18 protein-coding genes are annotated in these 24,501 nt (G+C 37.9%); 13 read left to right on the top strand and 5 right to left on the bottom strand.

Going from position 1 to position 24,501, the window contains the following annotated elements; genetic code table 11:
• Positions 1-51: 51 nt before the first annotated feature.
• A complete protein-coding gene (locus ACQY77_RS04230; protein ID WP_421939231.1) occupies positions 52-1,179 on the bottom strand; it encodes an AI-2E family transporter in 1,128 nt (375 codons plus the stop codon).
• A 165-nt stretch (positions 1,180-1,344) separates the two neighbouring features.
• On the opposite strand from ACQY77_RS04230, the gene mnmE reads away from it, so the two are divergent.
• From mnmE to ACQY77_RS04165, 13 genes are all read left to right on the top strand, one after another.
• Positions 1,345-2,703, top strand: a complete 1,359-nt coding sequence (gene mnmE, locus ACQY77_RS04225) for a tRNA uridine-5-carboxymethylaminomethyl(34) synthesis GTPase MnmE (protein ID WP_421939232.1) — start codon at positions 1,345-1,347, stop codon at positions 2,701-2,703.
• Between the two features lie 744 nt (positions 2,704-3,447).
• On the top strand, positions 3,448-4,473 hold the full coding sequence (locus ACQY77_RS04220) for a DUF4917 family protein (RefSeq protein WP_421939233.1): 1,026 nt from the start codon (positions 3,448-3,450) through the stop codon (positions 4,471-4,473).
• A 20-nt stretch (positions 4,474-4,493) separates the two neighbouring features.
• Positions 4,494-5,609, top strand: coding sequence for a hypothetical protein (locus tag ACQY77_RS04215; RefSeq protein WP_421939234.1), 1,116 nt, complete (start codon positions 4,494-4,496; stop codon positions 5,607-5,609).
• Positions 5,606-6,304, top strand: coding sequence for a hypothetical protein (locus ACQY77_RS04210; RefSeq protein WP_421939235.1), 699 nt, complete (start codon positions 5,606-5,608; stop codon positions 6,302-6,304). Before ACQY77_RS04215 ends, ACQY77_RS04210 begins: the two co-directional genes overlap by 4 nt.
• Positions 6,305-6,322: 18 nt before the next feature.
• A complete protein-coding gene (locus ACQY77_RS04205; RefSeq protein WP_421939236.1) occupies positions 6,323-7,027 on the top strand; it encodes a hypothetical protein in 705 nt (234 codons plus the stop codon).
• Positions 7,028-7,043: 16 nt separating this feature from the next.
• On the top strand, positions 7,044-8,303 hold the full coding sequence (locus ACQY77_RS04200; RefSeq protein ID WP_421939237.1) for an SIR2 family protein: 1,260 nt from the start codon (positions 7,044-7,046) through the stop codon (positions 8,301-8,303).
• Complete coding sequence (locus ACQY77_RS04195) at positions 8,293-10,041, top strand: ATP-binding protein (protein WP_421939238.1); 1,749 nt, start codon at positions 8,293-8,295, stop codon at positions 10,039-10,041. The genes ACQY77_RS04200 and ACQY77_RS04195 overlap by 11 nt, the downstream gene beginning before the upstream one ends.
• Before the next feature lie 60 nt (positions 10,042-10,101).
• Positions 10,102-12,150, top strand: coding sequence for a KAP family P-loop NTPase fold protein (locus ACQY77_RS04190; RefSeq protein ID WP_421939239.1), 2,049 nt, complete (start codon positions 10,102-10,104; stop codon positions 12,148-12,150).
• A gap of 393 nt (positions 12,151-12,543) precedes the next feature.
• Complete coding sequence (locus tag ACQY77_RS04185; protein WP_421939240.1) at positions 12,544-12,828, top strand: hypothetical protein; 285 nt, start codon at positions 12,544-12,546, stop codon at positions 12,826-12,828.
• Between the two features lie 22 nt (positions 12,829-12,850).
• The gene (locus tag ACQY77_RS04180) at positions 12,851-13,060 is read left to right on the top strand and encodes a hypothetical protein (RefSeq protein ID WP_421939241.1); all 210 of its coding nucleotides are present in this window, start codon (positions 12,851-12,853) and stop codon (positions 13,058-13,060) included.
• A gap of 38 nt (positions 13,061-13,098) precedes the next feature.
• On the top strand, positions 13,099-13,974 hold the full coding sequence (locus ACQY77_RS04175) for a hypothetical protein (RefSeq protein WP_421939242.1): 876 nt from the start codon (positions 13,099-13,101) through the stop codon (positions 13,972-13,974).
• A 20-nt stretch (positions 13,975-13,994) separates the two neighbouring features.
• Positions 13,995-14,504: a hypothetical protein gene (locus tag ACQY77_RS04170; protein ID WP_421939243.1), complete on the top strand. Its 510-nt coding sequence runs from the start codon at positions 13,995-13,997 to the stop codon at positions 14,502-14,504.
• A 162-nt stretch (positions 14,505-14,666) separates the two neighbouring features.
• Positions 14,667-15,149: a hypothetical protein gene (locus tag ACQY77_RS04165; RefSeq protein ID WP_421939244.1), complete on the top strand. Its 483-nt coding sequence runs from the start codon at positions 14,667-14,669 to the stop codon at positions 15,147-15,149.
• A gap of 337 nt (positions 15,150-15,486) precedes the next feature.
• Here ACQY77_RS04165 and ACQY77_RS04160 read toward each other — a convergent pair whose 3' ends face one another.
• The 4 genes from ACQY77_RS04160 to ACQY77_RS04145 are packed head-to-tail and all read right to left on the bottom strand — an operon-like array spanning position 15,487 to position 23,572.
• On the bottom strand, positions 15,487-18,582 hold the full coding sequence (locus ACQY77_RS04160; protein ID WP_421939245.1) for an ATP-binding protein: 3,096 nt from the start codon (positions 18,580-18,582) through the stop codon (positions 15,487-15,489).
• Entirely contained in the window at positions 18,579-20,429 is a 1,851-nt protein-coding gene (locus ACQY77_RS04155; RefSeq protein ID WP_421939246.1) for a trypsin-like peptidase domain-containing protein, read from the bottom strand. Before ACQY77_RS04155 ends, ACQY77_RS04160 begins: the two co-directional genes overlap by 4 nt.
• Positions 20,430-20,435: 6 nt before the next feature.
• Positions 20,436-21,632 carry a trypsin-like serine peptidase gene (locus ACQY77_RS04150; RefSeq protein ID WP_421939247.1) on the bottom strand — a complete coding sequence of 399 codons (1,197 nt, stop codon included), beginning with the start codon at positions 21,630-21,632 and terminating at the stop codon, positions 20,436-20,438.
• A gap of 5 nt (positions 21,633-21,637) precedes the next feature.
• Positions 21,638-23,572 (bottom strand): DNA/RNA non-specific endonuclease, encoded by a 1,935-nt coding sequence (locus ACQY77_RS04145; protein WP_421939248.1) that lies wholly within the window; start codon positions 23,570-23,572, stop codon positions 21,638-21,640.
• Between the last annotated feature and the right edge of the window lie 929 nt (positions 23,573-24,501).

Genomic DNA, 24,501 nt, shown 5'->3' with positions numbered 1-24,501 from the left:
TGTGCTCAGTGCTTTCCGCTGTTTCTCTGTGGTTAACCTTAACAACCCCTACTAATCATCCTTCTCAGTTCCTTCCTTAACAGCTACAGGTTTCTTTTTGCGAAAGGATGGAAAGCTCATCGGACTTTTTACCGGGCGTTCATCACCCAGCAGCACACCCCATTGTTTAAACATTTCAGTGCGGTCGAAAATGATTTTTAATACCGCGATAATCGGTAAGGCCAGGAACATACCAGATACTCCAGCCACACTGCCGCCAATAAACACACCCAGGATGGCAAAAAGGGCATTAATCTTCACCTTAGAGCCCACAATTCGGGGCATGAGGATGTTATTGTCCAGAAACTGAACGAGTGCGATTACCCCTAACACAGTGAGCACCGGCCATAACTCCTGCGAGGAGGTTAAGGTAAGCAGCACACCAATAATGTTACCAATTAAGGCACCCACATACGGGATCAGGTTCAGGATGGCAAAAATAACCCCAATTAACAAGGCATGTTTAATCCCGATGATCATCAATATTCCACCCAAAAGGATGGTCATATAAGTAATCTGTATAAGTAATCCGATCAGGTAACTTTTAATGATGGATTCGGTTTCGTAAATGGCTTCTTTCACTTTAGGGTGATGATCCGGTTTAAACCACATGAAGATAAAACGAAGCAGGATATCTTTATAAAAAAGCATCAGGTAAATGTAAATGGGCAGTAAGCCAATAAACACAAAAACACCGCTCAGGGTAAGTGCAGCACCTCCGGCAAGCTTGGTACCCATGTTCATTAAATCGTCGCTCTTACCCTGAATAAAAGCCTTTTGCTCCTTATCATTATAATGGGTAATGCGGCTAATCCAATCGCTCAGACTATTAATGTGTTGCGAAACATTGCTTTTTATCTGCGGAAAATCTTTCACCAAAATGCCAATCTGGTTGCTGAAAAACCAGACAATCAATCCGATAAACAAGGCCACCAATATAATGGGCAGGATGATGGAGAGGCTTTCAGGAACTTTTTTTCTCCTTAAGAAGCGGTAGATGGGCAAAAGCATAATACTGATGAAAAAGGCCATCAATACAGGCATAATAATGTCTTTGGCTACATAAAGTACGCCAAATATGGCTATTAGTCCGAGTAGTTCAAGAGATCTTTTAGCAGTGAGCGGAAGATGATTGGTCATATTTAGTATATCTGATTCGAGGGTTTAACAATACTCAGGCAGAAATGTTTTGGGCGGCGGTAGATCGCCTCTCACTAAGTTAAGCAGAAAGATGCAATTAATTTTACTTCCGGGGGATAACATAACCGGATATATGCCTTATTTTTGCAGCTTTTAGAGAAGATTATGAACCATCAAGATACCATTATTGCTTTGTCTACTCCTCCCGGTTCGGGTGCCATAGGTGTAATCCGCCTTTCTGGCCCTGAAGCCATTAGCTTAACCAACCAGGTTTTTGCAGGGAAAGATTTAGAGCAGCAAGCCAGTCATACGCTACATTTCGGCCTGATTAAAAATGGCGAGCAGCTGGTAGATGAGGTGGTTGCAGGCTTATTTGTAGCCCCAAAATCTTACACTAAAGAAAACGTGGTCGAAATTTCCTGCCACGGTTCAAATTACATTATTCAGCAAATCATCAGTTTGCTCATTAGCAAAGGTGCGCGTGCGGCTAAACCCGGAGAATTTACTTTAAGGGCTTTTTTAAACGGGGCTTTTGATTTAAGCCAGGCCGAGGCCGTGGCCGATCTGATTGCCTCGAACTCTAAAGCGTCGCATGATGTGGCCATGCAGCAAATGCGTGGTGGTTTTGCCAACGAGCTGAAAGGCCTACGTGAACAACTGATCCATTTTGCCTCCATGATTGAGCTCGAACTCGATTTTGCTGAAGAGGATGTAGAATTCGCCAATCGCGATCAGCTGAAAAATCTGGTCAGCAAAATCAATTATGTATTGCGCAGGCTCATTGCATCTTTTGAGCTGGGTAACGTAATTAAAAACGGGGTACCCATCGTAATTGCCGGTAAGCCTAACGTAGGTAAATCTACCTTACTTAATGCCTTGCTGAATGAAGAAAGGGCCATTGTTTCGGATATTGCCGGTACTACCCGCGATACCATTGAAGATGAGCTGGCCATAGGTGGCGTAGTGTTCCGCTTTATTGATACAGCAGGAATCCGTGATACCGCTGATATTATTGAAGCACTTGGCGTAGAACGTACCCTCGAGAAGATGAAACAGGCCAAACTCATTATTTACATGGCCGATGTGAACCAGTCTGTTGCCGAAATCAGCGAGCAGGTTAGGGGACTGGAGCACTTAGGAATTCCGCACCTGGTACTCATCAATAAAGCAGAAACCCTTACTGCCGAACAAAAAGATGCTTTTAAAGCGCTGAATGTTGTTTTCATTTCTGCTAAAGAAAAACAGGGTATCGATGAGTTAAAAGACACTTTATTGGAGCAGGTTAATCTGCACCACATTAATACCAGCGAAACCTTGGTTACCAATGTTCGCCATGTAGAAGCACTCAAACAAACAGAGAATGCTTTAAACCGTGTACTCGAAAATGTAGATAATCCGGTTACTTCCGATTTCCTGGCTATGGATATTAAACAGGCCCTGCATTACCTGGGGGAGATTACAGGTACTGTAACTACGGATGATTTATTGGATAATATTTTTACGAAGTTTTGTATTGGGAAGTAGGTTTGAGATATGAGACAGAAGAACCGAGTTTATAACGGGGTGCCTCAACTTAGCCGTACTCGATACTCCTTTTATTAAAGCCTTGGTGCTGTGGGAAGTAATCTCATACGCGCAGATGCTGATTTGTACCTTCGATAGCTATTTTGATGCAGGGGGCTTTCTGTTTCATCTATTTTAAAGTAATAATAGAATTTTCTTGAGTTGTAGTCGTCTTTTGAGCCTGGAGTGATTTTTTGAAACCAAGTTGGGGGCTGTTGGACACTCCTAAGTAGTACAAGGACAACGAGTGTATACAAGAAGGAGTCTGGATTTTGAAAGGATCTATTCATTCAGTGGAAGAGTTGAACGAGAGATGCTAAAAATCTATAGTAATGTTTTTCACCGCCGTAAATCTAATGCCTGTTTGTTTCAATGTAGATAAGCGATTGTATTTAATTTTGATGTAATAAATTAATTCACACACTAAAAGTATAACAAAAAATGTTCTCTTTACATCGTTTGCTGATTATTTTTTAAGATTGCGTGCTAATTTTAGTTATGATTAAAATTATAATAATTGATTTCCTAGAAAATAAATTTAACTTAGACATGCTAATTTAAATTTAATGAACTCTCATTCTCATCAAAAACCATATCTAGAAGAAAGTAGTAAAAGCATTTGATAAGTTAAGCACCATTAAAATTGCTTAAAATATCAAAATATGATTTTATTTACAGTTCATCTAAAGTTAACAACTATATTTTATGGAACACAAAATTATGTCTTTCGAAGAGGCTATAAAAGACTCTTCTATATATAAGAAAAGGCATTTACTAACTGGAAATGGTTTTAGTATTGCATGTAGAAGTGATATTTTTCGATATGATACACTTTATAACCAAGCAAATTTTACAAAACTAAATCCTAATATCAAAAAAGTATTTCAAGCACTTAATACAAAGGATTTCGAAGTTGTAATGAAAAACTTAATAGGTTCAGCTAAAATTCTGGAAATTTACTTTCCGTCAGAAAAAACATTAATCGATCAACTTAATAAAGATGCAGACGATTTAAAGAATGTTTTAGTTGAGGCTATTGCTTCTAGTCACCCAGAAATGCCTTCTGAAATACTTGACTCTGAGTATGAATGTTGTAGATATTTCCTAAGTCACTTTCAAAATATCTACACTTTAAATTATGATTTGTTACTTTATTGGACAACAATGCATTTTCAGGAAACTAAAACTCTTAATGCAGATGATGGTTTTAGAACTCCTGATGAAGGCAAAAGAGAATATGTTAGTTGGGATATAGAAAAAACTGACGGTCAAAATATTTTTTATCTACATGGGGCATTACATCTCTTCGACACAGGTTCTGAACTTCAAAAATACACTTGGGTTAATACAGGCATAAGACTCATTGAGCAGATTAGAAATGCTTTAAATTTTAATTCTTTTCCTCTATTTGTTTCAGAGGGGACTAGTATCGAGAAGGAAAGTAAGATCATGCACAGCAACTATCTTTCAAGAGGAATAAGAAGTTTCGCCAAAATCGGTGGCTGTTTATTTATTTATGGACACTCTTTAGCAGATAATGATAAACATATTTTAAATCTAATAGGAAAAAACAAAGTTGAAAAATTGTATATCAGTATTTATGGTAAAATAACAGATTCTAATAATGAAAGTATTATTAAGATAGCAGAAAAAATAGGTGTAATAAGAAAAGATATACGAGTCCCCCAGTTGGCCTTTTACGATGCTTCAAGTGCTCGTGTGTGGAAATAGGCTAGGAATAAAATAAAATTATGAAATCTAAAACAGTATTCATTCTCGGTGCGGGATTCTCAAAAGAAGCAAATGCGCCTTCGCAAGAAGAACTCGTTAAAAAAATTTTCGAAATACATAAATTAGATGTAAATGTTTTTTCAGAAGAAAAGATAAATAAGTTTAAAGATGTTTTGAAACATACATACAATCTTTCTGAAGAGCTTCAAGAATCCATGCCTCTAGAAGATATTTTTACTCCATTGGACAAATGTTTAGTAGATAATATTTCCTTTAGAAATTTAAATTCTACTGATATTAAGATATTTCGTGGCTTAGTTTATGAATTAATAGGAAAAGCTTTGCAACATTTACTTGAGAATTCTGATAAGGATTATATAAATATTTTTGCAAACTATTTAGTAGAAAAAGCTTCTGTAAGAAAGGAAAACAAATTTTCAGATCAAGATCCTGTTTCCGTACTAAGTACAAACTGGGATATTCTATTGGATAACTCAATTCACCAGAAAATAGCAGCGAGAAAAGTTGATGCTGTTGTTGATTATTGCTGTTATATAAGTTCTTACGATAAAAGTGATAAAACTATTAAGCCAGGTTTAGAAGTGTTAGGGCGTGGAGGATTTAATGTAAAACTATTAAAGTTACACGGTTCGTTAAATTGGCTCCAGTGCCCTAGATGTCAAAGGTTATATGTGAAATTCTATAATAAAATTGCTATAAATCCTTATAGTAATATTAGCAAGCCGACATGTAGGCACTGCGACAATAACTTTGGAAATCAAGTAAGTGCACATAACCTGATATCTAATCTTATAATGCCAACTTTTTTAAAGGATTTATCCAATCCACAGTATAAAATAATATGGCAAAATGCAGGTATTGAACTTTCGGAAGCTAATAAATTGGTATTTATCGGATACTCGCTACCGCCTTCAGATTTTGAAATGCGGCAATTACTATCTCGAATGGTACGAGAAAATGCAAAAATTGAAGTTGTTGATTATCGAAATAATGAAGATAGTACGAATTTTAATTCTGTAATTGCCAGATATAGGCAGTTCTTTGGAAGGGACATTAAATCTTATGAGAATGGGGCAAAGCATTATATTGAAAACGAAATAGCTGTAAGTGAATGAGAGAATTTATTAATTATACTGATAATCATTATTTAAATGCTGATGATCCAATAAATGACTTTGCATGGAGGGAGAGAAAGCAGCCGGTTTATAGATTGTTAGACAATAAAAAATGGTTAGATGATTTTTTTGAGAGAGGTGAATTGGCTCTTAGTTGCTTTCTTAAATTTATCCATTATCCAGATGAGATAAGAGGAGATAAAGAAGAAGGTGATGCAATGGTTTGGTTTGAAAATACTAAGGGTGATACGATTGCGGTTAAATATCAAACTGGTGAAAATTGTTATGTTTTATGTACTACTATGACATTAAATGACAAAATCATTTCTGATTTTAATGCGGTCGGTGCAATTAAAATACATAATTATACTTTTTTCGGATTGGAAGTAATGAGAGCAATTAAAAATTGTTATCAAGGAATTTCGGGAAGGTGTAATTACAAAAGCTCTAGAGTATTTAATAGTAGTTCAGAATATATGAAGACTATAATAGATAGAGGTGATCATGCAAATAACCCTGAATTTTACGATGAGCTTTTACGAATCACAAGTGAGTATGAGTTGTTTTTGAAATTAAAAAAATACGAATATCAAGATGAATTTAGGTTAATATGGTTTTCTAATCTAAAAGTTAATGAATCAATAATTATTAAGTGCCCTGAAGCTCTTCGTCACTGTGAAAGAATAGATTTCTAAGATTTTAATAGGTAACAAATGAAAATATTTAAAGAAATTTTCCGATTTGCACTCAATAATAGAAGTTCAGGCTTGATTAAAATTAATAATAAAGATGATTTTAATAAAAGATTTGAAGGCAATTCGATAAAGATCGATACTAAGAAATATAAAGCTTATGAAAAAGCATGGGATTCCAGAAAGTTTGAAATTGATAATTATTGGAAAAGGACAACTTATTTTTGGGCATTTCAAGTAACATCTTTTACTGCTTATATAGCGATCCTAAACTCTACTAATTATAACAAAGAACCACGAGAAAATACATTTACTTTATTTTTTGCTATCTCTATAGGATTTATAACATCAATTTCATGGGTATTAATTAACATAGGAAGCAAATTTTGGCAGCGACATTGGGAAAAACAGATTGATATGCTAGAAGATGAAATAACTGGAGCTTTATACAAAACTATTTATGCTTATAAGAATCAGAAAACATTTTCTGTCTCCAAGATTAATGATATAGTAAGTAGATTCTTTTGTTTCATATGGGTTATTCTGTGGATACAATATGTAGTTGATAATTTGACTCTTAATGGCACATTCAAGGATATTGCTTATGTTGAGGTTCTTATAACTTTAGGCACCATATATTTCGTACTCGCTATGTTTAAGGGATATGGACGAGGAAGTTTTAGTAGTACTGAATTTGAGTATTATAACAGAGATGTTTTTAAATAATTACAAACATTAATTTATGAGAAGATATATTTATATAAATGGCAAAAAGTCTGTTGAAATAGAATATAGTGGTGATAAGGTTGAAAATGTTTATTTAGATGGAATCAAGTATCATTTTGAGAATGATGGAACAGACAAGTTACGGTTTGCGCAAGAAAGTAAAAGAAAAAAATATTCCGATTTTTTAAATAACCAATTTGAAAACTTAATAATATTATCAGGCGCTGGTACCTCTGTTGGTATTGGTGACGATATTTCAGAAAATGGTAGCTTAGTTTCAAGAAAAGGAAAGTTGCTTTCTGATTTATGGGATGATGTTGAAACAAGTTTAACAAAATCATTTTTTCATAGGTTTTGTGAATTAGTTTTATATACAGACAAAGACAAAGGGGAGTATGTTAAAAACTTGGAAAAAATTTTATCCCTTGCTAATATTGGAAAGGACTATCTAAAACAAGAAAAAATTGCAAGTAAGGATGTAATTGATATTGGAGAAACAATAATTGCAATTGAAAAAATAATAGTCAAAAATTGTACTTTAAAGCTGCCTAGTAATTCTCCTCATAATATTTTTATAGAGAAAATAACTAAACGAAAAGTAACTCTCCCTAGAGTGAAAATATTTACATTAAACTACGATACTCTATTTGAACAAGCAGGAAGAAAAAAGAATTTTACAATCATAGATGGTTTTTCGTTTTCCCATCCTAGAACATTTAGTGGAAGAAATTTCGATTTGGACATTGTGGCCAGAAATTCTAGTCGAGTTAAAGAAGAAGATAACTTTGTTCAAAAAGTTTTTCATTTATATAAACCTCATGGTTCAGTTGATTGGGAAAAGGACGGTAACGACATAGTTCAAAAAGATAACGTATCAGTACCATTAATGATTTTCCCAAAAAATAGTAAATATGAAAGCTCTTATGAACAACCTTATTTTGAAATGATGTCGAGATTTCAACAAAATTTACGAAATGAAAATGTTTTACTAATATGTATAGGTTTTAAATTTAATGATAAGCATATAGTTACATCAATAATTGAATCATTAGAGCAAAATCCTAGTTTTCAGTTAATGATCGTCAATAGATCAATTGATGATTCTTCTGAAAATTTTAAACCATTTTTTGAAGCATCAAAAAATCATAACAATATTTTTTTGATAAGTGAATTATTTGAAGATTTTGCAACTTATTTCCCTGATCTAAAATCATATAACCAAGAGGATACGAAAAAAATTATTCTTAACTTAAATAACAATAGAGATGGAAATTAATCCATTTAATCACAGTCACTTTATAGGTTATATTAATCAAATTACACCGCAATACGTGAAAATTCATTTTCCATCTTCCGTATTAATGAAATCGTTCACATTTTATGGAGAAGAATTAAAAGGCGGACTGGTAGGTAGTTATGTTGTAATAGAAGGTGAAAAATTTGGATTTCTTGGTAAAATTTTAGAGTTGAGTCTTCCAGAAAAGGAGAGACTTGAATTAAGTGAAAAATCTTTTAACACGAAAGAATTTCATCCAACTGGAAAGATTGAAATACTACTTTCATTTGAACTTTTTAATCCAAGCAAAATTGACCGAGGACTAAACTCCTTACCAATGATAGGAGCAAAGGTGTTCATATGTTCTTCAGAATTTATCAAAGGCTATTTCAAAGAGTTTGGTGTTAAAGAGGAAAACAAAGATAATGCTCCGGTTATTGATTTTGGTAGGCTAACTTATGATAAATCCACAATAGTTGAACTTTCTCAACAAGCTCTTTTTGGAAGGCATTGTGCAATAGTTGGGACAACAGGTGGAGGAAAGAGTTATACTGTAAGTAAGCTCTTAGAATCATTAATAAAAAATAATGGCAAAGCGATTGTAATTGATGCAACTGGCGAGTATTCTCCATTTGATACTAATTCCAAAGTAAGTAATACCATATTGTCTGATACTGCATATTTTCCATATTCAAAATTAACGATAGGAGACCTTTTTGTTTTATTTAGGCCATCTGGACAAGTGCAACAACCAATTCTTCTTGAGGCCATTAAATCTTTAAAGATTGCAAATTGTATTCAAAGAGATAAGGACAATTTTGTACATGCTGTTGATGGAAACAAAACAATCTTTAAAATTGGTAAGAAAAGTCCGAAAGACCTTATAATAGAAAACGAGTGCATTGTGAAACAAGGAAATGAGACTAGCCCATTCCATAATACTCACTTCATATACAAAGAAGAAATTGAAGATGATACTTCATGCTATTTCAATATTCAAAGACTATCTCAACAAATTATAAATGAATGTTACCAAGTAAGTTCTGGAAGATGGTCTAGTATGCAGGATGGAAGAAACTTTGGTAATAGTACAAGTTTAATTATGAGGATTAATAGTACTGTAAATGATACTGCATTCAAAAAAATGTTTGGTTTTGTAGTAAATAAGGAGGAAGACGTAACTGAGGTTATTGAGAAATTTTTAGGAGATGATAATAAAAACATCCTTCGAATTGGATTTGAAAAGGTTCCTTTTAATTTTCAAGCTAGGGAAATACTCGCTAACGCAATAGGTAAATATTTACTAAATAAATCTAGAGTTGAAGTATTCAAACAGAAGCCATTGATTCTATTTATTGATGAGGCACATCAATTCCTTAATAAAAAGGTGAAAGATGAATATTTTGAAGTTACTGAATTAAATTCATTTGATAGTATAGCAAAAGAGTGTAGGAAATATGGTTTATTTCTTTGTATAGCAACACAAATGCCACGAGACATACCTAATGGAACATTAAGTCAGATAGGAACTTTTATAGCACATCGATTAATCAATCATCAAGATAAAGAAGCGATAGCAAATGCATGTTCATCAGCGAATAGGGATACACTTGCTTTCCTACCTGTTTTAGGTGCTGGAGAGGCGATTTTAATGGGAGTTGATTTTCCTATGCCAGTAATGCTTAAGGTTGAAATGCCAAAAATCAGGCCGAATTCTGATACACCATTATTTGCGTAATGTCAGATCAGGTATAAAAAAAGTTAATTTGAACCTAAATCGTTAATTAAAATAGATAATATGTCCTTGGTTACAGATGGTGAGGCAAAAGAAGATTTACTTGGTAGGGGGATTTTCGCAAAACAAATAGTTAAAAGTCTCAAAACTTCTTTTGGAGATGAACATGAAAGCCTAGTGGTGGGGATTTCTGGAAGTTGGGGGTCAGGAAAATCAACCTTGTTGAATTTTATAAAAAGAGAAATCGTTGAAACCTACAGCAAATACGATATTGATCACAAAATATTGAGTTTTAACTCCTGGGGTAATACCGGTGAAGAAAGTTTAGAAAGAAATTTTTTACAAACAATATTAGATTCCCTATCAAAATATCAATGGAAAAAGCCAGTTAAGGAAGCCAACAAAAAGTTAAAGGGATATTTAAAACATCTTAAGTATATTAATTTTTTGAAACATGCTCATCCAATTGCGAAAAGTATATTAGATGGAGTTGATGATTACATTAATCAAGATGAAGTTGCATCTCTTGAGGACATTAAGCAGATTGCTAATGATTTACTGACTCAAAATAACCTTAGGCTTTTTATTCTAATTGATGATTTAGATAGATTGACACCTAAAGAAATTACTATTTTATTTAAAATTTTAAAAGTAAATCTTAATCTAAACAATACATTCTTCATTATAGCCTATGATAAGGAAATCATTGTTAATGCGCTTACTAATGAATATCATTTTGACGGTGAAAAATACCTTGAGAAAATTATTCAAGTTGACTTTGCTGTACCACCAATTTTGGAAAGTCAAATTGAAGATGTCTTTTTTGATAGATTATCTGCTTTTTTTAAAAGGCTAGAATTGAATTTTATCGATAAGGATTTAAGGTCTATATGGAAAATATATGGTTTAAAGGAATATTTTAATTCTATAAGGGATATTAATCGATACTTTAATAATTTAATTTTTAGTCTTCCGAATATTGGAAATAATGTGAATTTAGAGGATTTTGTTTTAATTGAAGCTATTCGAACCTTTGATAATAATGCTTATAAGAATGTTTATAAGCAGGTATTATTAATAAATAGAAAAATGATTTGGGAAAGTATCTCGTTTGATGAAAATATAATCAATAAGTACAAGAATGAAACAACAAAGTCGCTCCTTAGGGTTTTGTTTTTAAGAGATTATCCTAATAAAAACAATATAAATTCAAAGAAACTAAGAGATTTCACATACTTCGAACGTTATTTTTCTCTTAGTGTCCCATCTACAAATGTAACAGAGAGTAATCTACAATCTTTTTTTATTGATGGTTCAAACAAAAAATCAATTTTGAGTGAAATATATGCTACAGGTAAAATTGAAAATTTTTTACAAAGGATTTCTTCGCCTGACTTAGACGTTTCTCTCTCCATTAAAAGCTTAAGTATTTTTAATAGTTTCATTGATTTTTTTGAAACTATTTCTGAACCCTTTGATGGTAAACTGTCTCACTTAATTATGCGTTCTTATTTTAACCTAATTAATTTTAGCGAAGATAAGTTTGAAGCCACTAAAAAGGCACTAAATAGTCTCTCTTTAGATCAAAGTAATGGAAGTGGTATGAAATTCGTATTTAATCATTTTTTGCTTTCCGGTGGATTAAGTTATTTAAATCAAGATGTTTTAGGTCAAATAAAAAATATGAAATCAAGATTATTAAACCACTATTTGAAATATTTGGAAAGTAATAGTGGATTCGTTTTTTTGAGAATCAGATCAGGAGAAGGGGTATGGAGAGATAATTTGTTTTTATATTCATTAGCTATTTATGATAAAGAGAAATACAAAGAAGAGTTGGAAAGAAATATTAATGAGCCTTTATTCATTTCATTTCTAATTGATAATTTTATAATGTTTGATACTACAACAATGCATGCAGGAGATTTATCTTTGCAAAATCTTAATGAATTTTTGCCAGAATTATATATAGAAAGAATAGTCAATGAAATCAATAATATTTCAATGCATAGCCTAAGTGGTTTACAGTATCAAAAGGTTAAATTCTTTGCTGATAATATAAAATCTATAAATAAAGAAAGTAGATCAATTATTAGAGAAACCTTACCGTAAATATACGTGTGTTATGTTTTTGTTATTTTATTTATTTAAATAATTGATAATCAATGTTATTTCACTTTCTGTATCGGCAAGTAAATTCAACCTCTGCGATGTGAGACGGGATTATGAGATCATTCCAGCGCATTACAGCGATCTGTACCTGTATCTCATACAATTACATCTTTTATTAAACCAGCCTGAATAGTACGGGAACTAATATGAAACTTTCTGGCAACCTGTTTGATCTTTTCTAAAGCAATTAATTAAACTATCTTAGAAGGTAATAATCCCTTAAGTTAAGGGAGATTGTGAAAAGCTGGAGGCAAATGATCAAGATATTAGTCGTTTAAGATCAGAAAATCAACATGAAGATCATGGCATAATTTTAGTAAACAAACTGAACATATGTCTGAACCAACCAAAATCATACTCAAACTCGGCATTGTACTGAGTTTAGTATACAGCCTGTTGATCTGGTTTTCCCTAAGAAGTGGAAAGGACATTACCATATATCTGGTTAGCATGGTGATAAACATCTTGATTGCGCTCTGGTTCTGGTACATGGCTACCCGCAGGACAGGCGACCCGCAGGATGGGATGGGTTTAGGACCGATTATGCTGGCCTGTGGAGTGGCTACCATCCTCATTTTGCTAATCAGTGTTATTGTTTATTTCATCCGGAGATTTTAATTTTAACCCTATATCAAACTACATGACAAGAACTGAATTAATTGAACTCGCTGAAAAGATACAAAATGCTTCAGGTGCAACCGAGGCAGAGAACGACGAGCTGTTAGAAGTATTTTTAGCAAATGTACCAGATCCCAATGCAAGCAATTATTTTTTTGAACAGGAGTACGATGAACTGAGCCCCGAGGAAGTTGTGGACAAGGCATTAGCCTATAAGCCATTTCAACTGTAATCTATAACCACAACAAGTCAAACCAGTCACCTCAACCTATGAAAATAAAATCTGCCCTTAAATTAATACCCTTATGTTTTTTACCCTTGTTGTCCTGTGGACAGCAGGCCGCAAAGCAGCAGGATGCAGCAACTACTTTTAAAAATCTAAAAATTCCTGAAAACCAGGTCTTATATGAAGTTACAGTAGAGGCAGAAAATACGCCATACCGGGTCTTTATCAATGACATTCCTTTAATGACCAGTAAGATTTCAGGACGAATAAAATTCTTCGCGAATCCTGCAGTTGTAAAAAGCGGTAAACAGCAGGTCAGGGTAGACTATAAAACCAAGCCGGGTAGTGCCGGTGATAACCTGCAGGTTAAGGTTGCAGAATCTGCCTGGCAAACAGGAGGAGGAACGAAAACTCCGGTGGTGATATGGGAATATCAGCAAAAGGACGGTGCAGCTGCACAGGGAACCTTTAATGCCAGTGTTCCGGTCAGTTTACCCAACTGGGAACACAGTACGGTAGTGAAAGCAGATGATCGGAAGCTGATCAGTAAAGCAGAAGCCTGGTTTAAAACCATGGCTGATTATTTGGAAGCGGGTAAAGGTGATGCTTTTATGAACGGTTTGCTCAAAGCAGAAAGCTTGGTTTACCAGTTGAATTATTTTACGCCAGAAAAGGCACTGGCCCAACATAACCAGTGGAAGAGTTACATCAATAAAGGAGGGTTAAAACTGGCAGGTGTGCAAAATGCGAAGATAGAGATCGTTGGAAACGGGAAATTGCTGCACCTGGTGAATCCTTCCGGGGAAGGCGCATTAGCCATTCTTCACGGTTCCCGAAGAACTATTTTTGATGTTTTTCTTCATTTCCCTAAAGGAGAGGATGAACCTGAAGCAATACTGCTGAATATGGCAGAATACTAGGCCTTTATAAAACCAGCGATATGCAACTAAGAAACAAGCTTGAACCAGATTTAAAGATAGCTGAACAGCGCTACCCGGAAGTATTAAATGCGATATTAGCGTATACCGATTTTTGTGATGCGCATGGTGATGATCATCTTCATGAATATAAAAAACTGGAGGACAAACTGCACTTGATAACCGGCAAAGAGATGTCCCGGTTTAACCTGAGTGAATGGTGGGAAGAGGAGGGAGCAGAACCCCTTGCTTTTAAAATCAGCTTACCAGATCCGGTCATCATTGATGACATCAGCAGGGAAGAATTAACGGAAATCGTTTCCCGGCTTAAAACTTTTGATGATGCTGATGAGGATGACCAGCGTTTCTTTAGTCAGTTTCGCCACCATCTGGATAGCTACTATCATGCTTTATTAGCATTAAATTTCAAAGGTTATGATCCTAAATTTTTTCAGAGGAATAAAGATAAAAACGGAAAATACTTTGAGTACCAGGCAGCGGAAATTGTGGCAAGAATAATGCCGGGTGGCTGATTCAAAAAATCGAGATTGCCGCTAACGCTGCTGGATAACAATAAGCCCAGAAACAGGCAGAACAACCTCACTTTTCGCCAATAGTGCCATCGAATTGGATAGCTATGGTAAGATCGTAAATTTACAGGAGAAAAGGCTTGAATACAAAATCGGTTATAACAAATGAATACACAACTTCATCAAACATTAAAACTGGTTAAGAATGAGCTGGATAAAAATCCGGCCAGTGTTGTTTTCGCCCAATTAAAGCCTGGAATTAAAGTTGAGGGCAGGGCGATGGAGAAAATAGGTGCCTATTCAGAATTTCTGGAACTTACAAATGGAGCAAGATTTGGTTCTATTGACTTTTGGGGCTATGATGACCTGAAGAAGAATCAATTTGTGCTCCACGAGAGACAAAATTCTAAAGATTCACTCATATCTATTGGTCAGATTCTGTACGAACCACTGATATTGGACATCATTGACCAAGGTATTTATACATTTAAGCAAGATGATGATCCGGATATTCCGATGACTTTTATCAGTGATTTTGATTATTTCTTGAGTAACTATGTCTTTGGAGAAAGGTATCATGAAATTATTCCAGATTACGACAATGACGAGTGGATTTTGTTTCTAAAAAAGATGAAGATTATAAATTAATAAATTAGATCATAATATATAGGAAATCAAAAACGCTCTAAGTCACTCTTCTTTGTTGTTATTTATGGCATTGATCTCTGTTTCTTAAATATAGTATAACTAAAGTGCTTCTTACTTTAACTACGCTTAGTATACGCTTTATGTATGCTTCAAGCACGGATCAACTACGCTTCATCTAGGGGTCGCAACAGGAACTAGGAGAGCTGCATTCGGGTCGAAGATTCTTTTCTGATACTACTCAATCTGTAGAACTCCCGTAGAACGCTCCGGATAGGGAGCATTTAAGTTTGAAACAATTTCGTAAATCTTTCATAAATAGGCAGGTAAATTGGTCTGCCTATTTTTTATTATGCAATCGTGCCGGTGCTGCATTTCTCAAAAGTACCTCCTTTGCTTCGATCCATTTTGTCAGTAGCTGGTTTGTTTCATTGAGCTGTTCTGTATGCCGCCATTCTGTGGCCAAACGGTGAATAAAGTCGGGTAATTTCCATTGTCTGTCGATGAGCTCGATTAAAGCGTCCAGCCAGTCGTACGATTCCCTTCTTCGCTTTTTGAAAACAATTTTATCCAGGTCTGCTACTAAGGCTCCATTGAATTCTCCTACTGCATGCCGGATTAGCGAAGCCGCAAGACCTTCTTCCATTGCTTTGTACAGTACCCATTTACAAGTTGTTCGCAATACCGATTGCGGAGCTGAGAGGTATTGAGTACGTTCATCCACGCTAAGGTTTGTGGTGTCTAACCCATACAGAGTACCTTTGTTTCTAACGTTTTCGATGATATCGATGTTGCTGAGCAGTTGCCTGGCCGGAATTTTTTGGGCAGAGGCTTCGAGTACAGTTTTTATGATAAGCTCGACTGCAAAGCTGTCAGGACTTCCTTTCGATAAGATACCCTGAAGCCATTCCAGGTCTAGGCAGATGTAATTTGTCCCGAAAAGATAGGTGTTTGGAAGCCCTTTACCCGAAATAAGGTCAAGCAACATCAGGCTTTCCTGTACATGGGCGGATAGGAGGTTTTCGGAGGCCATTTTCCGCAAAAATGCCACGGTACTCCGTTGAGCAGAATCAAAGGGCTGCTCATGATTCATAAGTGTTAACACAAAACTCAGCCTGTTGATGTTTTGCACACTATTTTCCCCACTAAAAAGCTGTAGCCAGTCTGTATAATTAAGATTTGGCCTTTCCAGCCACCTTGCCAGATCGTAGCGCGTGTAATTCGGTTCAGGAAGAATAAGATAGGGAAATGTTGATATCAGGTATTTGCCCAGATCCTCTTCAGGCAGGCCAGATGACATGCGTACAGGAGATCGTTGGCTGAGCATATCGAAATTTCCGGTTTGGAAAAGCACTTCCGTTTCCCAATGGGCCGGGTCCGTTTTGGATAACATCGGGCTTTCAACTTTTTTGAATATGCCTGCCTGATATAATTCAAGAGCTTCCTGCACAAGACCTTTAGCAATCAGTGCTTTTCCTGTTCGGTGATAGGCCGCATTGAAATATTTTAAGGGCAAGGTGTCTATTTTGGTCGTGTCAATCTCTCCGGTTTCAGCATATCTGATCATACTGTTATATTCTGCAGGCAGATCAGAGATATCCCGTCTGAGGTATTCTACAGCATCCTCAAGGTTAGCAGGTTCCGGTACAAATAAAAGTTTACCCTTGTCCATCATCATCCTGTGGTACATGGCTTCAGCCGATAGCTCAGCAGAGGAGCTGTTCTCAAAATAGGCAATCGCCCGCTGCTGTATAGCCAATACCAGTTTCTTTTCGCTGGTCATCATCTGCTTCAGCATAACCTGTCTAAGGTCCCTTCTGTGCCACACATTTCCTGCATTGTCCCGGTGTGCCAGCCAGGCATATTTCTCCAGTTGCTCGACAATTTCAGCTGCTTTTTCATCATCCATATTTTCAAGTTCCAGAACAGGCTGTAGGATTTCTAAAATGATCTGGGGATTAACATACCTAAGAATCAGCCCCGGATATGCGACCCTTCTTACCATTGGATCGTCAATACGCCCCAGTATCCTGCGATAAATACTACCCATAAAGTACTCGCCAGCTATTCCATCATCCTTTCCACTCGAAATATCCCTTACAAGTTCGTCCATATCAACCTGGCCCTGTTTTAAGATCCTGCTAATCAGCCGGAGCTCCAAAGGTCGGAAGGGAATCAGGTCAAACTTAAAAAGTCTGAGGATGTCGACCCGGGAAATCCCCTCCCTGACCAGAAATTCGATGGCTGTTTTACGGTTGAAATCTGCCAGGTTAATGGTAGTTTCTATATTGCTTGAATTGATCTGTTCATAAATTCTGCCCGATAAGATTACCTTTATGGGAATAGGATTAAAGATGTCACAAAGCCGGTCCAGCCATTTAGAAAGTATACCCCAGCTTTGATGGAGAACAACCTGCTCCATGGTATCCAGGATGAAAATGAGAGGGAGAGAGGGCTGTTCAAGTAACAAAACACGCAAATACCCCAATATGCTTTCCGAACGTGGGTCCGACTGAAGGATTTCAGTTGTTGCCCCAGGTAATCCGCCTGATGTTACATTTCTAAATCCGTTGATTTTTTCGGCCATTGCAATTGATTGCGCCGCGAGTTGCGTGGCCAATTCTTCGTTCAACCAGAGTTCATCCTCAGCATTGATGCTTGGCCGGTCGAAATCCAATATACACAAAAAGGCATTTTGTGCTGCCAGCATGTCTTTGCAGAATTTAGCCAGTAAAGTTGATTTTCCTGATCCGCCCTGTCCATGCAGCAGGTAGCCGCTCCATGAACTGGAATTGGGTTTTGACTTTACAAAACGGTCCAGAACTGATAGCTCATTATCACGTCCCATAAAATTTTCAGGGATATGGTAATGCCCGTCGAGGAAAGAAGAAGTTTGCAGGACTATCCTCACGCGTTCAATCCAGGAGTTATTTATATTGCCAACAGAACATAAGACATTTGAAAGTTCAAGCAGGCTTTTCTGGGGCATGTTCTTCAGGTCGAATTCTGTTTTATTAAACAGTACCTCGAACAGCAGCCTTCCAAATTCATCCCTGGGAGGTAATCTTTTGCTCAGGAAGTGGTTTAGGATCTCCAGTTCGGTCATTGCGGCAATTACGCCAGAGCGTACTTCACTTTTTAATATCCATTCAATCTGTTCACCAGGCAGCACATTGCATTCCTGGCTAAAATGATTAAGCAATCTGATCCGGTCGTCCAGTCCTGCGTGAGTTAAGAGTTCTACAGGCAAAAAGCGGCCTGTAGTGGCGGCAAATCTGCGCAACAATTCAAGTTCGTTGCTAATGTCTTCCCCCGAATATTCGCTGCTTCCACCTGATTCGATAGCGGATAGGAGAGGCGGTTCCTGCTGAGCTGCCAGCGAACGCAGACGGTTTTCCATCTTGGCCTGAAAAGTATATTTATTGAATTCTATCATCCGATTGCGTTGTTAAGGGTGTTCATTGCCATAATCCTGAGTTCATTTAGTGCGGTTTCCGGCCGTTCGGTCAAGTTTTTTTCATAGTCAGAGAATAATATTCCGCTAATCAGCTGTGCATTCTCATTGATGCCGAGTTTGATGAAAGACCTGTTCAGGTAGTTTTTGATATCCTCCCTCGTTACCTTTCTGTTTCGATAGTCCAGGCTAATGGGACGGATACCGGTTGGTAATATAGAATTGTATCCATCGAGTACAATTCTCAGCCAGGGGACAGTTTTGGTTAAGTCCATAATAGTCAGAATAAACTCCGAAACATGTGCACCTTCCAGTGTAAAGCGGTTCAGGTCGCCCAGAAATATCCAGACCAGCCGGCCATTATGCAATGAATTGAGAATATTAATCAGTTCGGTGAAAACGTGGTTTCTGAGCCACATCGAAGCGGTATTGTCATATTCATGAAAAGGGGTAACTGTTGGTACAGGTACACCCAGCTCAGTGGCGATAAGTGTCAATAATTCTATAACATCGATCTTGGCGATCCTTTCTGCAGGCAAGCTGATTTTGAGGTGTCTTTGATCAGACAAAAGGGTGTCGGCTACTTTTAACAGGAAACTTTTTCCACTATGGGTTTCGCCCGTAATGCTGAGGATTTGCGTTTGCTGCCGAAGAACCATAGCCCAGATCAGCGACTGAAATTCATCACAGCCCATAATCGGCTCAAAGCCCTGATCCTTTAACCAAAAGACTGGTGAATCCTCTACCATTGGAACAGGTAGTTCAATGATGGTTTGCTTAATGTGGTCTATAATGTTGGTAATCGGAATTCCACGGTTTCTTGATATGGCTACAGCCACCGCAGGTTCAGCCTGAACTGCGCCCTCAGGCCAGCTGCCCTGGTGTATACCAACCAGTGCAAATTCCTTGTCAAAACAAGGGCCTCCTGAGGATCCATGTAATGCATTGGTCAAATGGAGGAAACGGAATTTCGGGATACCTGGATGCTCAGGCTCAAAACCTGTTATCTCATTTTGGTCGATCCGCATGGCCTGGCCTGCAGGATGTTGAAAAAGTACGATTTTTTGGTCTTTAGGAGGGACAACAGCACGACTGTCCAGCTTAGCCCAGCCACGGTCAAAACCCAAGGTACGATCAAGCCTCAGGATCACATAATCCCAATGATCCTTAAAACAAGCTGGATCGAGTACAGCCGTTGGGATAAGTTCCTGATCATGGCAGCGGCAGTGTGCAACATGCCAGTCCTGGTGAAACTTCACCCGCTCTGAATTACTGCGGTTATAGAGCCCTTTTTGCAGGTAAAGGAAATTGTCAAATTCAACTTCTGCAATAACCACAGCTTTAGGCGTTTGGTCCGGATTAAATAATTTTTTTACTACATGCCATGCAGTAAGGAAAAGGTTTGCACCGATCAATACACCAGTGCCCGCATCCTGGCCCTGAATAATCACTTTGCCGGTCCATTTCATACTCTGCGCAATGCCCTGGTAATAGGTATGGGGTTCGGTAAAACCATTGGCATTGACAATGGACTGGAGGGTACTTTCGGGGATAGATGCCCCGTTGTTCAACAGTTGTTGGGCAATCAGCCCTGACTCTAAGCCTGACTGGACGATCAACATCAGCAGTTCCTTGAAAAAATCATAGATCTGAGCATGCTGGATTGCTTTTTGGTAAGCAGACCTGTCATTAGGTGTATCAACAGCGATGGTCTCGAATTCATAACGCTGATCTATGGGAAGCAGCCCCTGTGCCTGTATGAACATCCCGCCGAACTCCTTCCGGGTAGTTTTTAGTGCATCGAGTATATTTTCTATTGTAATGTTCATAGCTTTTTAATTGTTGCTGATTACAGCCCCGTAGGTCTTCAGAATATCCTCCAGAGAATTTTGCTGTCCGTTTGGCTTAGTCTGGAGTTTATTTCCCAGGATATGTCCCCAGTTTTCACGAGGTTCACCTGTTCGTCCGCCATAGTGGATACCGGCAGCAAATCCTTCGTTACCAAGGCTCAATATAAGTGAACCAGAATTGCCTCCAAGTGTACTGGCATCATGTGTGGCCCTTCCGGTAAATACAGCTGTGGTTTGCATGGTCTTACCTGGTGAGAGGCGTTTAAAACCATAGTTGTAGTCAAATATCATAGAAAGCACTTCCGTTCCGTACATACCTATTCCGCGCAGGCCCGGATTTCCCGGATACCCCGCAGTGATAATGTACCTGTCTGTATCGGCCCACCTGGGATTGCGTTCCACGCCCAGTATATGCACGGGCAGGAACGAAGTATCGATCGGTTCCAGTTCAATTAGTGCAAGATCCAGTTTAGTATGGTCAATGCTTGAAGGATCGATATCATCGCCAGCAAAAGCAACCGCCTTTAGTTTCCTGGGGGTACGGGAGCCGATACCGTTCAGTTCCCTCCCAAAATCAATTACGGCATCAGCCCTAAGCTCCCAGTTCCCGTTTCTATTCCTTTGACTTACATCCTGGAGCACATGTTGGTTAGTCGCAATCAGGTCGGGAGCGATCAAAAAGCCGGTGCCAATATGCTGTCCGCTAAGTTCTATCCGTCCTAAACATTCCATGGCTCCGGCAATCCTGTCTCCGGAAGCAACCAGGATTTCATCCCACTCGCCTTTTACGCCTGTACTGAAATCTATGCGGTCATTTTTAAGCAGATAGCTAGGGCGTGTCCCGTCTGTCCGTACAATTACTTCCAGAAGCTCAATACTTTTCGGATACTCCTCGAAATATTTGACATTGTTTACCTGTAGTGCATGTAACATTTTTTCGCCCTTGTCATTCAGCTCCCTGCTAATGCCATGTACTAGTTTAGCCTTTTTTGGATGTCGCTGGGCAAGTGTTTCAAGAGTTTCGATGGCAGTTTTGATCTTGGCTTCCTGATCAATGTCAGATAAGGATTCCAGGCTCATATTTTCGGCTGATTCAGCAATAGATCTGGCTTTATTGCTGGTCGCTTCCTGTCCGAAAACCATCGATCGGTATTGGCCCAATTTATCGTCGTATTTTTTCATCCGCTTTAGATTGTGATATTTTCAATTCCAAAACCATAATCGAAGTCGAGCACCCCCGGTAGTGCTTCAAGTACGTCAACCTGCTTTTCGATCAGCTCAATAGGCCTTTGGTCGCTAAATACTTCCCTTGCAGGAGAGAATTTAAGGCCAGTTAACTGCTCTATCGCGGCGACTGTTACCTGGTAGGTACCAGCCTTGTCAAAATCCATGAAAGGTGGTTTGCTGCCTTCCAGTACTTCCAGTTGGTCACTTTCAATGATGTTGTTTTTTTTCAGCAGGGTTTCCTGACTCATCAGAAATCCTGTTCGGTGAAGGTCTTTACCATCCTTCAGGTAATAAACAACCTTATAAAAAAGTTTGGGAAGTTTTACCCTGATCTGGTTTACCCTGGTTACGAATATCGGATCGTCACCACGAAGTACCGGGCCAGTGATTACCGAAATTTTAAAACCATTGTTTACGGCTTCAGTATGTAGGATATAATCCTCAAGCTTGCGCCAGATGCGCTGGTTTAGTTTGGCGTGCTGCGGTACTGCATTGGTAAAGAAGAAGGTCGAATCTGCTGCTTTTTCAGCAATCCCGATTTGCTCGCCCCATTGTACATCTTCCCTTTTAGTCATATGCCCCCTGTCAAAATTACTTTGATCGGCAGCATATAATTCCTGGCCGTACTGACTGTCAAAGGCAACACGGGTATCCCGTCTCCAACGGTCACTGCGGTCGGCTTTCTTAAAAGCAGCCCCATTGATGTTGCTGGCGCTGTAAAAAGGGAATTTCCGGGAGGTTGAAAGTTCCACACTGTAATTAACATATTTGAGGATTGAGGATTCTGAACCGATAAGTTGGGTAATATCGCCTTTAAATTTATCCAGTTTTGGTGTTGTAACGGGCTGACCAAGGAAATTCTCCAGATATCCTTCGTACCCCTCAAAGCTCTGCACACCTTCCAGCACATTCTGTAGGTCAGGAAGGCTTTGAGCAGATTTACCGTTAAGACTTTCCAGCTGGCTGGGAAGGCTCTCTAGCTGTTCGTTAACCTGTTGGCTAATTTTTTTGAATATTTCCTTACTATCAGAAAAGATGAGATCAGGACTATTGTACATTTCCCGTTTAAGTGCCTCAAGCGCCTGCCTGGCTTCTTCCGTCTTCCCAAGAGCCAGCAATTCACGCATGGTATTATAGGCCAGCGATACTTCCGGAATATTGTAATAATCCTCCCTGTTTGCTGATGCCATAATCTCAAGCACCATATACGGCGCATCTTTGATGGTGTTACCATGTTTATCCAGCAGGCGGTAGTCGTTTGGCGATACCCGTACTTCTTTGATATTGATTTCATCTGCATCCTGACGCATCACTACATAGAAGCCCGTGGTCACATCTTTGAATTCAGTGTTTAGGCCAATCTCGAGCCTGGTATCCCCAGCATTGGTCAGTAGCGATATGCCTTCTTCCAATGGTTTTACATAGGGCAGGGCCGCAGAAAGGAAAGAAACACCTCCTAAACTCGAGAGGTTGGTCAGCAAGGATACAAATGGCTTGAGCAAATCCTGCTCCTTGATTGAAAACAGGCCTACCTCCAGTTTGAGTCCGCCCCCACGATAAGGTACAGGTCCGAGCAGGCGCTGGCTGATATTAATGATCAGGTCCACACGTGCGGCATCTATAGCTTGCAAGTTTCCCGGCGTGGTAACTGTATTGAACTTAGCCTGTTTCCTTGAAATATCCCCAATTTCTATATGACTATGTGTTGTTGGGTAGTATTTGCTAAACAGCTCCTGTGTGTTTTTGATCCGCATCGACCTTAAAAACACATGAAGATAACTTTGTTCTGCCACAACCAGCTGTGGTGGATTGCCCGGAGGAGCTTGTTCTGCCGGAAGCTGACTGTAGAACCATGTAGTCGCCTCTTTATTAAAGATTCCTTCTAGTATTGCCATAATTTTTTTTATTAAAACAGTGAATATTTGCAGGTATTTTTTAATTATTTGTATCATCAAATCGGTAAATGCCTATAAAAAAGAGTTGTATAGCCTGTTATCCTATATGGTATCAGACAATAGGGCATATCTTAAAAATTACTGTGTAGCAGATCAAACCGATGCTGGTCAAAACCCATGCAGAGTGTTTTGGATAGCATATTCAAGACTGTTACAAAATTCACGCAGCACTTATCAAGTATTATAGGAGCAGATTTTACCAGTTGCAAATACTATTGGTGCGTTTAGGCCAACCAGGGTAAATCTTAATAAATGTTATACTTTTTAGTTGTTTGGAACCTTAACTCTACTACCTTACTTATCTAAAGCATTGTCTGGCGGATATGAACAGGATCAAGCACAAAAACGGGGTTTATATTACTTATGAAAGTTGAAACAGGAAGTTTTGGTTTTCTTTATAAAACTACCACAACGGCCGAGATTCGGCAATACTTACTTTTAGGTATTCTTTAAAGCTCTAATATTCCGAGAACAAACCGAAACTTAAAGGCCAGCTTGGTAAGGTATAGCCGATATAACTGACAAAATTTTGAAATCAGGATAAAGTTAATACTTGGCATTGCTAAGCCTGATAACAATGAATTAGGCTGATTGTCCTACATAACTGGCTGGTACACTTGCAAAAACGTCTATACAAGTCTGACATGATTTAGACGCAAATAGAAACCTTCTCAAAAAATCCAGGATTTGTGGCAGACCTTAGACAAGCAGCTTTACAAGCGTGTACCTATAAATAAGTATTTGTGTGAAAAATATTCTAAATAGTTTTATTTAAGCTTTAATGTTCTTAAATTCAGTCAATTAATTGTCTCTCTAATAGTATTTTAAACTTAAATATTATAGGCAGGCAGTTCTCGTTTTTACAAAAA

It is taken from the genome of Pedobacter sp. (genome assembly GCF_965279535.1).
Lineage (GTDB): Bacteria > Bacteroidota > Bacteroidia > Sphingobacteriales > Sphingobacteriaceae > Pedobacter.
This window is presented reverse-complemented; position numbering and strand designations above follow the sequence as displayed.